Consider the following 15,607-nt stretch of genomic DNA (forward strand, 5'->3'; position numbering starts at 1 on the left):
GGCGAGTTCGAGCGAGACCCCGCCTGGACCGAGCACCGCAGGTTGCCCCGTAGCGCAGCGAAGGGGACGCAGCAACCAGGGTCGCCTTTTCTTTTGCTTACTTTTCTTTTGGCGAAGCAAAAGAAAAGTGAGTTGCCGCCGGGCAACCCCCGGCCAGCAAGCCCACGCAGAGGGCAAGAGCGCGCAAGCCGGAGCAAGACCCGGCACCCCAAACCCTATTCCTCGTCCGTATTGCCCGCCTCGGCAGCAGCCGCCGCCAACGCATCGCCAGGGCTGGCACCACCGCCGCCGCCCGAACCGCTACCACCACCTGCTGAACCCCCCACGTTGGCCACGCTGTACATCGCACTGAGATAAGCATCACTGACCGGCGCCGCGCCGGACGCGGGCGCTGCGGGCACTGAAGGCACTACCGGCGGCGCCACCACTGAAGCGATGTTCAGCACGCCATCGACATAAGCCAGCGCATAGTTGGCGGCGTTGTAGCCGCCGGCGCTGATGGCGTAGCTGCCGGCTGCGCTGGCGCCTTGTGAAGTGCCGCCGTAGGCCAGCGCGCCGCCCAGCACCGCGGCCGTTTCGCCGCCCACAAAGCCGCTGTAGCTCACGCCGTTGCCGCCGGCATAAGGTGCGCCGCCGGCGGTCCGGCTGTCGTTGTTGGCGGTGACGGTCAGGTTGGCCTTGTTGATGTCGGCCGTCGCCGTGACGGGCGTGGCCGCCAGCTGGTAGTTGCTGGCAAGCCCCGTGCCGTTGCCGAGGTTGTAGGTGGCCGTCACGGTTTTGCCGATGCCGGCGTTGGCGTCGGCGAAGCTCGCGCCCGTGAGGTTCAAGCCCAGTGCCTCGCCATAGGCCATGCCCGACAGCGTGCCGGTGTTACCCAGGGTCGCGGCGGTGCTGCCGTCGTAGGTTTTGCTGTTGGCCGCCGCGCCCGTCACGGTCAGCGTGGCTTTGTCCACTGTGAGGGTGCCGTTGGTGTAGGCAATGCCGTAACCCAATGCCGAGGCCAGCGTGCCCTGCGTGATGGCATGCGTGCCCGCGGACGCCGCGGAACCTGCCGGGCCCGCCAGCAGGCCGGCCAGCGCGCTGGCCGCCGTGTCGCCCGCCACCAGGCCGGCGCCCACGGTGTAGCTCAGCGTCGGGTCGGCCGCGCCGTAGACCTTGGCCTGGTTGTCGCCGGTGATGGTGATCACGGGCGTGACGCTGTAGACCATGCGGTTGCCGCTGAGCGAAGTCATGGACGCGTCGGTGGGCGCATTGGCCGCGTAAGTGCGGCTGAAGGCATTGCCAGTGGAGGCAAAGCCGCCAAAGGTGTTGGCCGCCGGGTCCGTTGAATACACCAGGAAGCGCCCTGCCCCCGGGTTCAGGGGCGTGGCGCCAGCGTTGTTCATGAAGTTGCGCCCGGCGGCCAGCACCAGCGAATCGCTGGCGGCGCTGCCCGAGGTGACGGTGTTGTTCAAGGTGAGGTCGCTGGCCGCCCCCGTGGTGCGCACCAGCACCTTGCCGGTAGCGGTGAGGCCTGCGGTGTTGACCGTGCCGACAGCCAGCGCATCGGCCTGTGAATACTCGGCATTGCCGGTATTGCCGGCCAGCTTTGTCACCGCATTGCCCGCGTGGTTGAGGGTGTGCGTGCCGCTGCCCAGCAGCTCCAGGCCCGTGGCGGTGATGGCCGCTGTTTGCGATGACGTCCCACCGGTGCTCAGCGTGAGCTCGCCGGCCGTCAGCGCACCATTGATGGCGATATTGCCGCCGGTTGCGATCAGCTTGAATTTGTCCTGGCTGTTGCCGAAGGCGCTGTCGACCGTGATGCCGGCGGCGGATGACAGGCTGACCGTCTGCGCGGCCCCGGTGTTGGTGCTGATGCTGAAGTTGCCCGTATTGATGGCGTTGGCTGTCGCAATGCTGATGTCGCCCGTGGCGCCTGTCGTGGTCAGTGTTTGCAGGCCGGTCACATTGGTGCCCAGCGTGATGCCGTTTGCTGCGGTCGCGTTGAGCGTGGCGGCGGTGACGTTGTTGGCCGCGCCGTTGGCATCAAGGATGGCGCCGGCCGTGGCGCTCAGGGTGACCGCGCTGCCGGCCACCGTCTTGACCGCCAGGTTGCCGGACGCGGTAGTGATGTTGACGGCGCCTGGTGCGCTGGCGTTTTCCACGCTGGCGCCGCCGGCCAGGGCCAGGTTGACCTGTGAGCCCGCGCCGCTCGCCACCGCGGTGACCGCGCCGGCTGTGGAAACGCTCACCGCGGCGGCGGGGCTGGCGCCTATGCTGCCGTTGCCCGCCTCCAGGTAAACCGAGCCACCCGCGGAGTTGGCGATTTGCGAGCCCGCACCCGCGGTGATGCCGCCCGTGGCTACCAGGCTGACAGCGGCCGTCGCCGCAGTGGTGCCCCCGGCGGCGCTCGCACCGTCAAAGCTGGGCCCCGACAGCGTGACCGAGCCGGAGTTTCCAATGTCGATGCGGCCGGCGCTCTGGACAAGGCCGGTGAAAGTGGCATTGACGGAATTGCGGAACACGAGGTCGCCCGCAGTAGCGTTCGCCAGGGTGGTGAAAGTGTTGACCTGGTTGCCTGCGTTGTTCAGCGTCATGCCACGGATGCTGCGGACCTGCAGCGAGTCCGCGATGATGGCCTGGGTCTGCGTCAGGATGAAGCTGAACAAGTCCACCGAGGAGTCGGCTGCGTTGATGCCGGAAACCCCGTCGACCGTCCCCACGGAAAGCGTAGTGGCGTTGCCGATCCGGAAAGCCCCTGAGTACGAGCGTCCGCTGATCTGTCCGATGTTGTTGGTGCGATCCGACAGATTAACTGATCCTGCGTCGGCATACACGTTGGCAACTCTGAGCACCCCGCTCTCGGTGATTCTGCCTGCGGTGCTGCTGTTGATCAAGCTCAAGGTCTGTGTGCTGGCCATGGTGATGCCGGTGCCGCCGCCGCCGACATCGATGCCGCCGGTGGAAGCGCCGCTGCCTATACGCAAGACAGAGGCCGTGATGTTGTTGAGCTCGGCGTTCGTCAGGTTGAGCTTGCTCTGTTCGTCCGCACCGCCAAGGGTGATCTGCCGGCTGTTCGTATAGGCCGTGATCGACGTCGCGCCGGTGCCGGAGTTCAGCGTGCCCTCAATCTTCATGCGGTCGCCGGTCAGGTTGATCTGGCCGCCGGCTGTGCTGACCGCGCTGCCGGCCATGAGGCTGAGGTCATAAGAAGAAGTGCTCGCCGCGACGGGAACGCCGGAGCCTTTAAGCGTGACGGTGGCCGCGCCCGTGGCAGCCAGGCTGCCGCCGCCCAGCAAGAGCGCTGTCGCCCCGGTGGCGGCGGGGGCGGCGACCGTCCCTGTGACCGTCACATTGCCCGCCGACGTGGCGGCGCCGTTGAGCGAGGCGCCGGCCAGGCTGGTTGACGTGTACGAAGAGTTCACCGTGCCCGTGATATCCAAGCCGCCCGTCCCGGCGATGATTTGAGATGAAGCCCCGGTCAACAAACCCGTGCCGGCGCTGCCGGCGGGCGCGCCACCCGTGGTGGCGGTGCCGCTGAGCGTGACTTTGCCGGACGCGCCGGTTTCCACACGGCCGCCCACAGCCAGCCCGGTGCCGCCGTAATGCTGCTCATTGCTCATCGTGCCCGAGAGCGATACATCACCGCCCGTGCTGGAAATGGTGGCGCCATTGGCCAGTTCTCCGCCCATGCTGGCGGGGCCGGTATATGGAGCCGGCGTCATGATCTGGTCGCCGGTGACGGTGCCTGTCAGCGTGACGCTGCCGGCGCCCATGATGGTGGATCCCGCATCCACACGGAAGCCGCGTTCCACCTGGCCGCCCCTGCCCGTCCCGCCGGCGCTGCCCGTGATGGTGATGGCGCCGGAGCCGCCAGTGATGCTGGAGTTGGTGACGACCACGCCTGCGGCCGACCCGCCGGTGGCGCTGGCGCCGCCGCCTGTGAGGTTGCCGCTGAGGCTGATGGTGCCTGCGCCGCTGGTGCTGACGGTCGAGCGCGTGCCGCCGTTGTCCACGATTTCCAGCGAATGTGTATCGCTGCTGCCCGCCGCGCTGAGCACCACATTGCCGCCGTTCGCGCTGACCTTGCTGCCCAGCACCTGGATGGCGCCTGTGGCCGCCGTCAGGCTGACGTTGCCGCCGGCCGCGCTGTTCTGGATGCCGTCGCCCATGCCCAGGTCGGTGACCACCATCTTGCCGGTGCCGGTGTGCGCCAGCAAAATATTGCCGCTGCCGGTGTTGATGGCGCTCAGGCGCGCCGCATCGATGGACACCGAGCCCTGAAGGTTGTTGCGGATACCCCCCGAGGAGGATAACTTCAGGTCTGCCGCACGCAGCGTGGCGGTGTTTTGAACGATGATGCCTGCGCCCGCCGTGACGCTCAGGCTTGCCAGCGCGGTGGTATTGCCTACGTTATCTGAAAACCTGGTGGTGCCTAAAGTATTCGTGACGCTCAGCGTGCCCGGGCCATTGACCATGCTGCCAAAAGTGATGTCGCCATCGGTGCTGATCAGGTTGGCAGCACCCAGGACGTTCACGGCGCTGTTAAAGCCCAGCGCGTTGCGCGTCCGCAGCGTGCCGCCCAAAAGATTGATGCCACCGCCTGCCCTCAGCTGGAGGCCGCCGCTGAAGTCTTGCAGGCCCACCAGGTCTATGGCCCCGGTGTCCCTGATCAGCGTCAGGCTGCCTAAATAGTTGTTGGGTAGGGTGGGAAATGCAAAACCGCTGGCATAACGGAAGGCCATGTTGTACACGTTGCCGCTGCCGTTGACCGTCACGCCCGCGCCAAAATGATTGGCCGAGGTGCCCAGCATCACGTCATTAAAGGGGCCGTTCAGTGTGAAGGTGGAGGCGCCCCCCACGTTCAACGCGCCGAACTGCGAGATCGAGCCCGCGCCGCTGATGGCCGTCAGGCTGCCGCCCACAGTGGAAAAGCCCAGCTTCAGGTCGTTGATGTCCTGGATGGTCGTGGCATTGCTGCCCGTGTTGTTGAGCCTGACCTCGCCGGTGAAATCGTTGCCCGCATTGCTCAGGTCGATGGCGCTGGCGCCGCCGTTGATGGTCACCGCGCCGCCGCCGGCCGCCTGCGTGATCGCGCCGGTCTGGGTGATGTTGTTGCCGGTGATGATCAGCGTGCCGCTGCCCAGCGACAAGGTGCCCAGGGTCAGCGGGTTCCCGATGGAGTTAATGAGGACATTGTTCGCGCCAAGGTTGGTGACGCTGACCGCGCCGGTGAAGTTGCCCCTGCCCAGAGTCACCGCGCCCGCACCCGCGTTGACGCTTGTCGTGCCGCCTACCGTCAGGGTGCCGAAGGTTTGCTGCACACCCGTAGTGCTGGAAGCCAGCGTCAGGTTGCCGGTCGCCGTGAGGTCTCTGGTGATGCTCAAGCCGCTGGTCGTGCTCAGGCTGAGGTCTTTGGCGTACAAGTCGCCACCCAGAGAGAGAGAGCGGCCCGACAAGGTCAGGTTGCCTGCTCCGGTGTTGATGACGCCCAGCGTCGTCAACGTGCCGCCGTTGGCGGCCAGGTTGACGTTCTGGTTGAAGCCCGTCAGGTTCAGGTTGTTGAGGTTGAGGTTGCCGGTCGCGCTGACGTTCACGTCATGGGCGGCCGTGATCGAGGCGTTATTGATGGCGGCATTGTTGGTGAAGTCGATCTGCCCGCCGCCGCCCGTGCCCTGGGTTGTCAGGTTAAGCGTGCCAATGGCGTTGCCGTAGCTGTTCACGCGTATCCTGCCGTTGCCCGTGTTGCCCGCTGATGCGATGAAGGCGCCGCCGGCGGAGGTCATGGTGGCGATGACGGCGGAGCCAGGGTCGCTTCCCCGGATATTGGTGCCCGCAAACAGGTCGAAGGAGCTGGCGTTCCAGGTGACGCCGCTGTTCATGATCAGCTCACCCGTGGTCGCTTTCATCTTCAGGCTGCCAGCAAAGATCTGCCCCAGGCCCTCGGTGCCAGCGCCGCCGATGCTGCCGCCGGCCGTCATGTCGAGCGCACCGCCGTTCAGGTTCATCGTTCCGTAGCCGGTGATATCGCCGGCGGCGTTGGCCGTCACGGAAATATTGGCGGAAGGCTCCGTCACGCTGATACCTTGAGTGATGAGGATGTTGCGTCCGGCGGTCATTATCAAACCGGCTGTGCCTGCACCACTTTTTGTGATGCTCCGGCTGATATTGACGTCGCGCTCGGCAGTCAACGTGAAGGTGTGATTGTCCGTCCGGCTGATCACCTCGTTGACGGTGATGTCGCCGGAGCCGGGCGTGCCCATGCTTGCGGTGGAAATCTCAAAATTACCGCCGCCCAAGGCCGTCGCCACGGCAGCGGCCGTCATGTCGCCCGTGGCGGAGATGGTGAAGTCGTTGGGGTCTATCAGCCACTTGCCGGTGTTCCCGGCCGAGGCCAATGTCCTCACCCGGGCGCTGTCGGCCACCTTCACATGCGCCGCGCTGGTTTCCACAAAACCGCCGTCGCCCCCGCCCGGTGCGGAAGCATCCAGCGTGCCGCCCACGTTGACGGTGCCGTAAGCCATGTCGCCCATCAGCAGGATGCGGCCGGCCTTGTTCTGGATCGTTCTGGCTTCAATCACGCCGGTGTTGTTGACGGTCGCCGTCGTCAGGCTGTCCATGGCTTTGGCCGACAGCAGTACCTGGCCGCCATCGGCTTTGATCAGCTGTTTGTTCTCGGCCAGCGCGTTGATGGCGCCCTGGTCGATGCTGTAGCCCAGCAGGGAGCCGTTGTCGAGGTTGAGCGTGACCTTGTTGGCAGCCGCGAGAAGCGCCGTGCCCAGCGAGGCCGTCATCACGCCTTCATTGCGCACTTCAGGCGCGAGCAGCGCCAGGTAACCACCGGACGCGGCATTGAGCGTGCCCTGGTTGACGACCGAGCCCGAACCGCCCGAGCCGGTGAACTGATGGTTGCCGGCCATGAAGTCGGCATTGCTCATGTTCAAGGTCGAAGCGACCAGGCCGCCCACGTTGACCTGCGAGCCCGCGCCAAACAGCACGCCGTTCGGGTTCAGGACAAACACCTGGCCGTTGGCCGTCAGGCTGCCCAGCAGTTCACTCGGGCTGGAACCTGTAATGCGGTTCAAGGCAATCGCCTGCGCATTGGGCTGGTTGAACACGAGGGATTCATTGGCCCGGGTCGACAGGCTGGTCCAGTCAATCGCCGCGCGCTGGCTGGCCTGGTTGATGGTGGTGGTGTTGCCCACCGTGGTGACGGCCGCGGTGCCCGCGCTCACCGTGGCATTGGCGGCGTCCGCCGCATGCGCCTGGAAGGGAATAACAAGCAGGGACACCATCAAGGCCAGCGCCGCTCGGCACCGGGAATGCAGGGTAAAACCCGCGCCGAATGATTCGCCGCCGGCATCCGCCACCACGACGCGGGACCGCGCCGAGCCGCCCTTGCTTGCGCCCTTGGCGTTTTCCGCGACCGCCACCCATAACGACAGAGCTTCATTCCAGACAAGGCGGTAGATGCGGTTCATGCTGGCATGGCTCTTCATGGCGGGCTTTCACGAAAGGCCGGCGGGTGGCGAAGGGCCATCCGTCAATACCGGCAAAAAGGGCTGGGATGCCGCAGTCTTGCGGCGAAGATGTGGAGGTAACGTGGACTGACTTGATGTTACCTATGGCATCCCTTTATTCCCGGTCTTTGACGCTGGACCTTGTAGTCACTATTGGCGACACGAAACCGAAAATTCCGCTGGACAGCGGCGCCCGGTGCGTTTAGGAAACAAGGGAGGGGTGGCTACCGCTCGCCCTCATGGCCGGCTTCCGCCGCGGCGGCCGACAGCGCATCGGCCAGGGCATCCGCGCTGGGGCGAGGCGACTCGTTCGCCGACCGGCGCACCCCGGCCAGGTAGACCATGGCGCTGCGGTAGGCCTCGTCGTCCATGAACGCGGGCGTGGGTGTTGGAGCGGGATTCACGGGCCGTATCACCAGCCGTCCGCCCGTGATGTCATAGCCCTCCTGCCCCGACCATGCAAAGTAGCTGCCGATGCTGCTGCCGCTGGCGGCCGTGACGCCCGGCGCGCCCGCGCCCGACTGCTGCGCGCCGTTGTAGGCCACGCTGGTGTCGGGCAGCGTGAGCGGCAACATGAAGCCGCGCAGCAGCGGCGCGGTCTGGCCCTCATAGATGCGCCACACGGCCGTGGAGCCGCCTTGCGTGGCCAGGTCCCAGCCGGCAAAGGTGGCCGCCTGCATCAGCTGGTCGCTGGTCTTGCCGGTGCCGAGCGCGCTGCCGGCCTGCCCCGAGGTGGTGATGTTCCAGTAGCTGTCGGTCGCCACGCTGGGCCCGAACTCCTCGCCGACCAGCCCGCCCGCAATTCCAGAGGAGGTGACAAAGCCGCTGCTGTAGGCGCGCGTGATGGTGCCGAAAATCGACAAGCCGACCAGGCCGCCCACCTGGTCCGTGCCTGTCACGGCGCCGGTGGCATAGGAGTCGGTGATGTTTCCGTCGCTGAGCTCGCCGACGAGGCCGCCTACCTCCTGGACGCCCCGCACGGCCGCCGTGCTGTAGACATTGGTGAAGGTGGTGCAGCAGCCCTGCCCGGCGATGGCGCCGACGATGTTGTCGCCCGTGATGCTGCCGCCCACCAGCCCGAGGTTGCGGATGCTGGTGCTTTGCGTGATGCCGAACAGGCCCACGAAGTTGTCGGCCGGGCGGTTGATAAAGAGATTGCTGATCTTGTGGTTGAGGCCGTCGAAGCGGCCTTCGAAAACGGCAAACGCCGCTATGCCGCCCAGCGGGTCGAAGCCCGCCCCGGCGTTCCAGTTCACCGTGTCGCTCGCGTCGATGTCCGCGCCCAGCACGTAATTGCGGACCAGGTCGCCGTTGATGCCCTGCAGGTCGGTGGTGCTGGTGCTGCCGGCCGCACCCAGGCTGGTGATGACCCTGTATTGATCGGTCGCGCCGTCACTGCCCAGCCGGGTGCTGAAGTTGTCGCCGGCCCGCAGGTTGACCGGCGCGCGCACGTTGTAGGTCGCCGTGTTGCCCGCGTTGACCGCGCCCAGCCCGTATTGCAGCGCCAGCTTGCCGTTGGCGTGCTGCGAGGTGATGGAGGCATTGATGTTGATGTTGCGCCAGGCGCTCAGGGTCAGCGTGGTGCCGGCGTTCCAGGTGACGGCGGCGTTGACGTGGATGTCGCCGGCATCGCTGCCACCCGCATTATTGGTCGCCAGCGCGACGTTGCCGCTGTTCAGGCTGCTGGACAGCGTGGCCGCGCCTATGCCGCTGCCGGTCAAGCCGCCGCTGCCCGCGGCAATCGTGAAGTCGGTCGGGTCTACCAGCCAGGTGCCGTGGTTTCCATTGGCGGCCAGCGTGGTGATGACGGCGCCGTCGGCCACCCTGACACGGGCCGCGCTGGTTTCGATAAAACCGCCGTTGCCGCCGTTGGGTGCGCTCGCGTCCAGCGTGCCCGGCACGTTGACCGTGCCCTTGTCCATGTCGCCCATCAAGAGGATGCGGCCGGCCTTGTTCTGTATCGTCTTCGCTTCGATGAGGCCGCTGTTGTTGACGGTGGCGGCGGTCAGGCTGTCCATGGCTTTTGCGGAAAGCAGGACTTGCCCGCCATTGGCCTGGATCAACTGTTTGTTCTCGGCCAGGGCATTGATAGCTCCCTGGTCAATGCTGTAGCCCAGCAAGCTGCCGTTGTCGAGGTTCAACGTGACCTTGTTGCCCGCGGCGAGAAGCGCCGTGCCCAACGATGCCGTCATCACCCCTTCGTTGCGCACCTCGGGCGCCAGCAGCGCCAGGTAGCCGCCCTGCCCTGCGCTCAGCGTGCCTTGATTCACGACCGAACCGCCCGAGCCCGTGAACTGATGCTTGCCGGCCATGAAGTCGGCATTGCTCATATTCAAAGTTGAAGCCACCAGTCCGCCGACATTGACCTGCGAGCCCACGCCAAACAGCACGCCGTTCGGGTTCAGGATAAAGACCTGGCCGTTGGCCGTGAGGCTGCCGAGCAACTCGCTGGCGCTGCTGCCGGTGATGCGGTTGAGTGCTATCGCGAATGCATTGGGCTGGTTGAAGACAAGCGCTTCGTTGGCGCGTGTCGACAGGCTGGTCCAGTCAATCGCCGCGCGCTGGCTGGCCTGGTTGACGGTGGTGGTGTTGCCCACAGTCGCGACGCTGGCCGCGCCGGCCGACACCGTCGCATTCGCCGCATCCGCGGCCCGCGCCTGCGGCGCAAGACAGGCGGCGGCCACACAACAACTGGAAACCGGGCTCCAGACGAGCCGGTAAATGCGGTTGGTGCTGGCGTGGCTTTTCATGGTTTTCTCTCCTTGCCTGCCCGGGATCGTATGGCAATTGAGGCCGCAAGCCCATAGGCGCCACATTACAAATGCAACGCTGCGGGCAGCTCAGGATGGGAGAAAGCGCGACGTGCACTCCTTCCCACGCTGGGGGAAGGCTGGGATGGGGGCTCGCGGCGCTTGAAATGGCTCGAACGGTGTGAGGTTTCCTATTTCAGCAGGGGCCGAGGAACCGGCTTTGCCGGGCCTCAGGCGCCGCCCCCTTGAGGGGGGAACAGGCTACACGCAGTGCGCCTGGACGGGGGTGAACTTATTCCTCGTCTGTATTACCAGCCTCCGCCGCGGCAGCCGCCAGCGCGCCGGCCATGGCATCAGCGCTGCCACCGAACCCGCCGCCACCACCACCAGACGACCCACCCAATCCCGCCACCGCCTGCATCGCGCCGTCATAAGCGCCGACCAGCGCCGTGCCGCCCAGCGAAGCCGAACTGGCGTTCAATGCCGCGATGCTGAGCGCGCCGCTGTTAAAGCCCAGCGTGTAGTTGCCGGAGACCGAGCGCAGGCCGCCCGGTGTGATGAGGTAGTTGCCTGCGGCGATGGCGCCCTGCGACGAGCCGCCATACGCCAGCGTGCCGCCAATGTCGGCCGAAGAATCACCCGCCACAAAACCGCTGTAACTCACGCCATTGCCTCCGCTGTAAGCCACGCTATCGTAGTTCTTGGCGTCGTCGGCCGCCGTCACCGTCAGCGCCCTGGGTGTGATGCTGGCCGTGGTGCTGGCGCTGGTGCCGCTGACCAGGTTGTAGTTACCCGCGTCGGCGCCGGTCACCGCAATGCCGCTCACGCTGACGGTTTTGCCCGCACCGGCATTTTTGTCGGCAAACGATGCGTTGGCCGACAGGTTGAGCACATCCCCCACAAAACCGTTGCCGCTCAGCGTCACCGTGGCCGCTGTGGCGCCGTCATAGACCTTGTCCACACCGCTGGCCTGCACCGTCAGGTCGGCCTTGGTGATGGTGCTGGTGGTGTTGGCCACGTAGGTGATGTTGTAGTTGGCGTTGTTCATGCCGTCGCCCACCGTCGCGCCGGAGACGTTCACCACCTTGTCGCCGGTGCCGGCGTTCTTGTTGGCAAACGCAAAGCTTCCGCCGCTCACGCTGTCGCCGCTGTAGACGGTGCCGGTGGTCACCACGGTGCCTGTCGCCACGGTGCTGCCGTCATAGGTTTTGGTGGCGTCGGTGGTGGTGATGGAAAGGTTGGCCCGCGCGATGTTGGCCGTGGTCGTGGCGCTGGTCGATGCCAGCTGGTAGTTGCTGGCGAGACCCGCCGTGCCGCCGCTGCCGTCGGCAATGGCGTAGCCCGTTGCCGTCACGGTCTTGCCGGTGCCGGCATTCTTGTCGCCAAACGCCGCCGCGGTCTGGCTCAGCGCCAGCGTCTCGCCGGCCGCCAGCCCGCTCAGCGTGCCGATGTTGCTCAGTGTGGCGCCGTCGGTGCCGTTATAGGTCCTGTTGTCGGCCACCACACCGGTCACGCTCAGGGTGGCCTTGTTGATCACGCTGCCGTTGTCGGCCACATAGGTGATGTCGTAGTTGCCGGTGACATCCAGGTTGGCGGCGTCCTTGATGGTCACGCCGCTGGCGGTCACCGTCTTGCCGGTGCCGGCGTTCTTGTCGGTATAGGCCTGGCTGCCCGCCGCATTGACCCGCTCACCCGCCCCCGCGCCGGCCAGCGTGCCGACCGTGCCCGCGCCGGTGGCGGCCGTGCTGCCGTCATACGCCCGCGTGACCGTGGTGGCCGTCACCGTCAGCGCCGCCTTGTCGATGTTGGCGCTGGCCGTGGCGGTGGTGGACGCCAGTTGGTAATTGCTCGCCAGGCCGGCCGTGCCGCCGCTGCCGTCGGCAATGCCGTAGCCGCTTGCGGTCACGACTTTCCCGGCGCCGGCATTCTTGTTGTCAAAGCTTGCGGCTGTCTGGCTCAGCGCCAGGGTTTCGCCGCCTACCAGCCCGTTCAGCGTGCCGATGTTGCTCAGGGTGGCGGCATCGGTGCCGTTATAGGTCTTGTTGTCGGCCACCACACCGGTCACGCTGAGGGTGGCCTTGTTGATGGTGCCCGCAGCCGCCGTGACGGTGACGTTGTAGTTGCCGCCGCCGTTGCCGTCAGCGACTGTGTAGCCCGCATCAACAGCCAGCGTGCTGCCGTTGGCGCCCAGCACATTCTTGCTGCCGAACGACTGGGCCGCCGTCACGTTGTCGCCGCCGAACAGGCCGACCATGCCGACGGCCATGGTTGAAGCGGTGCTGCCGTCATAGGTTTTGCTGTCGGTGACTGCAGCCAGAATCAGGCTGGCCTTGTTGATGGTGAGGGAACCGCCGCTCAGGTCGTAGCCATCCTGCGCGGAGTAAAAACCGCTGACACTATGGGTGCCTGCGTTGCGGCCGCTGGCCGAGCCCAGCACATTGGCAGCCGTGATGACCTGGGTCGTTCCGTCATAGGTCAACACGGTATCGGCCAGCGTGCGCGCCGTCAGGAAGCTGCGCAGCAGCGGGCCGGTGTGGCCTTCGTAAATGCGCCAGGTCGTGCCGTCGCCACCCACATTGCTGGCGCTCCAGCCCGCGCCGGTGAAGGTGCTGGCCATCATCATTTCTGCGCTTGTTTTGCCAGCGCTGCTGGCGGAGCCGGCAGAGCTTGTCTGGCCGCTTGTCTCTTTGTTCCAGAAGCTGTTGGTGACCGAGCCCTGGGGACTGGAACCGACCAGTCCACCTGTATTGCTGCCACCACTGACGCGGCCGGTGCTGTAGGAGTTACGGATCGTGCCGAAGTTAACGCCGACCAGCCCCCCAACCAACAGGAGGCCGGTGACGTTGCCTGTGCTGTAAGAGTTGCTGACAATACCGCGCGACGGGTCAGCGTTCTGAAGACTCCCTATCAAGCCACCCACATTCTGGTCGGACCCAACAACAGTCCCGGTGGCATAACTGTTGGTGATGGTGCCCACCTCCGAAGCACCCATCAAACCGCCTACAGAGTAGTTGCCCGTCACATTGCCGGTGGCGTAGCTGTTGCTGACATCGCTGCCGCCTGATCTGATGCCATTGCTGTTGTAACCAATCAGGCCGCCCGAATAGTTGCGGCCTGTGACACGGCCTGTTGCATAACTGTTGGTGACGGCACCGCTGTTGCTTTGGCCAATAAGGCCCCCCACGTAGTCCCTGCCGGCCACGATACCGCTTGCATGGCTGTTGCTGATGGTGCCGCCGTTCCCGGCGCCGGCAGGTCCGCCGATGTCGCCGTCCCCGTTGAGCCCGACCAGGCCACCGACGGAATCGCCGGTTGCAGAGCCGGTGACATTGGTGGAGGCATAACTGTCGCTGATGCCGCCCTGGTTGCGCCCGACCAGCGCGCCCACGTTGCTTTTGCCCTTCACGCTGCCGCCGACCAGGCCCACATTGCTGATGGATGCGCCGGCTTCGGTGGCACCGAACAGGCCGGTGTTGCTGGTCGCTGCGCGGTCTATGGCCAGCCCGGTGATGGTGTGGCCCAAACCGTCGAATGTGCCCGTGAAATTGCTGGTGCCGTCGCCGATGGGGTTGAAGCCGGCGTTTGTGTTCCAGGCGCTGGTGCCTGAGGCATCGACGTTGTTGGCCAGTGCGTAGTGCTTGCCTAGCATGCCGGCAGAGCCAGCACCCTGCAGGCCGTAAACGTCGGTGAGCCGGTAGGCCGTGGCGGTCGATGCGCCGTCGCCACCAGCGGCGCGGATAAACGTGCCGCCGTTGATGCGAAAGTCCGTCGCGCTGAATACCGGCAAGTTGCCGCCCAACTGGCTCCAGGTGCCGCCAGCCAGGGTAAAGGTGCCGACATTGACAGCTGCCGGTGCACCGATGACATTGCCCGCGTTGAGTGTGAGACCGCCAGCGGTGGCGGTGACAGCGCTGTTGATCTGGATGTCACGATGGGCCGAGAGCGTCAGGGTATTGGCGGATGACCAGCTCAGCGCGCTGTTCACAAAGATGTCGCCATTGCCTGCCGTGGTGGCCGAAGTGGCAATGCTGACATTGCCGCTGTTCAGGTTGGCTGACAGGGTATCGGCGCCCATCCCTGACACGTCCTGGGCCGCGGAGCCCGCGGCGATGGTGAAGTCCACCGGGTCGATCAGCCAGGTGCCGCTGTTGCCGTTTGCGGCCTTGGTGGTGACGCGTGTGCCGGCTGCGACCTTCACGTTCGCTGCGCTGGTTTCAACAAAACCACCGTTGCCGGTCGTGGGCGCCGACGCATCCAGTGTGCCGCCTACATTGACGGTGCCGGTCTCCATGTCGCCCATCAGCAAAATACGGCCGGCCTTGTTCTGCAAGGTGCGCGCTTCAATGACGCCGGTGTTGTTGACGGTCGCCGTCGTCAGGCTGTTCATGGCCTTGGCCGAGAGCAGCACCTGCCCGCCGTCGGCTTTGATCAGCTGCTTGTTCTCGGCCAGTGCATTGATCGCGCCCTGGTCGATGCTGTAGCCGAGGAGAGATCCGTTGTCGAGGTTGAGGGTGACCTTGTTGCCGGCGGCCAGCAGCGCTGTACCCAGCGATGCGGTCATCACGCCTTCATTGCGCACTTCGGGCGCCAGCAAAGCGAGGTAACCGCCCTGCCCTGCGTTCAGTGTTCCCTGGTTGACGACCGAACCCGAACCGCCCGAACCCGTGAAGACATTGTTGCCGGCCATGAAGTCGGCATTGCTCATGCTGAGCGTCGAAGCAACAAGGCCGCCCACGTTCACTTGCGAGCCCGCACCAAACAGCACACCGTTCGGGTTCAAGATAAACACCTGGCCGTTGGCCGTCAGGCTGCCCAGCAGTTCACTCGCGCTGGTGCCGGTGATGCGGTTCAGCGCAATCGCCTGGGCATTGGGCTGGTTGAAGATGAGTGCCTCGTTCGCGCGGGTCGACAGACTGGTCCAGTCGATCGCCGCGCGCTGGCTGCTCTGGTTGATGGTGGTGGTGTTGCCCACGGTCGCCACACCGGCAGTGCCCGCGGACACCGTGGCATTGGCCGCATCAGCGGCCCGGGCCTGCTGCATCAACCCCGCTAGCGGCACCAGCATCAGCAGCGCGGCCTTGTTGCGCGCCGAGCCGCTTTTACCCTGCCCTTTGGCGTTCTCGGCAACGGCCACCCAAAGGTTCAGGGCGGTGTTCCACACCAGACGATAAATGCGGTTCAGGCTGGCGTGGCTTTTCATGGGAATCCAAAGGGGGGGGGGTGGTTTCTGACGGCTGTCGGGCCAGAATCAAGCGGTCCCTCGCCGGTGAAAACAGCGATGCCGGCGACGTAATAAATGGTATTGCCGGGCAGTCTGGCTGGCTATAGTCAAAATTGACTGACGGCCCGACGGTGGAA

At 65.6% G+C, this 15,607-nt stretch carries 3 protein-coding genes; all 3 read right to left on the minus strand.

Going from position 1 to position 15,607, the window contains the following annotated elements; all coding sequences use genetic code 11:
* Nucleotides 1-215 precede the first annotated feature (215 nt).
* Nucleotides 216-7,478 carry an MBG domain-containing protein gene (locus ACLV74_RS02380; protein WP_411877758.1) on the minus strand — a complete coding sequence of 2,421 codons (7,263 nt, stop codon included), beginning with the start codon at nucleotides 7,476-7,478 and terminating at the stop codon, nucleotides 216-218.
* A gap of 245 nt (nucleotides 7,479-7,723) precedes the next feature.
* Nucleotides 7,724-10,249, minus strand: coding sequence for a filamentous hemagglutinin N-terminal domain-containing protein (locus ACLV74_RS02385; RefSeq protein WP_411877759.1), 2,526 nt, complete (start codon nucleotides 10,247-10,249; stop codon nucleotides 7,724-7,726).
* Nucleotides 10,250-10,541: 292 nt separating this feature from the next.
* Entirely contained in the window at nucleotides 10,542-15,449 is a 4,908-nt protein-coding gene (locus ACLV74_RS02390; protein WP_411877760.1) for a YDG domain-containing protein, read from the minus strand.
* Nucleotides 15,450-15,607: the final 158 nt, after the last annotated feature.

The organism is Polaromonas sp. YR568, from assembly GCF_943369415.1.
Taxonomy (GTDB): Bacteria; Pseudomonadota; Gammaproteobacteria; order Burkholderiales; family Burkholderiaceae_C; genus Polaromonas.

Bases quoted from the DNA above. Each gene is read 5' to 3' on its own strand.
- ACLV74_RS02385 (WP_411877759.1), bottom strand. From the start codon at position 10,249: ATGAAAAGCCACGCCAGCACCAACCGCATTTACCGGCTCGTCTGGAGC.
- ACLV74_RS02390 (WP_411877760.1), bottom strand. From the start codon at position 15,449: ATGAAAAGCCACGCCAGCCTGAACCGCATTTATCGTCTGGTGTGGAAC.
- ACLV74_RS02380 (WP_411877758.1), bottom strand. From the start codon at position 7,478: ATGAAGAGCCATGCCAGCATGAACCGCATCTACCGCCTTGTCTGGAAT.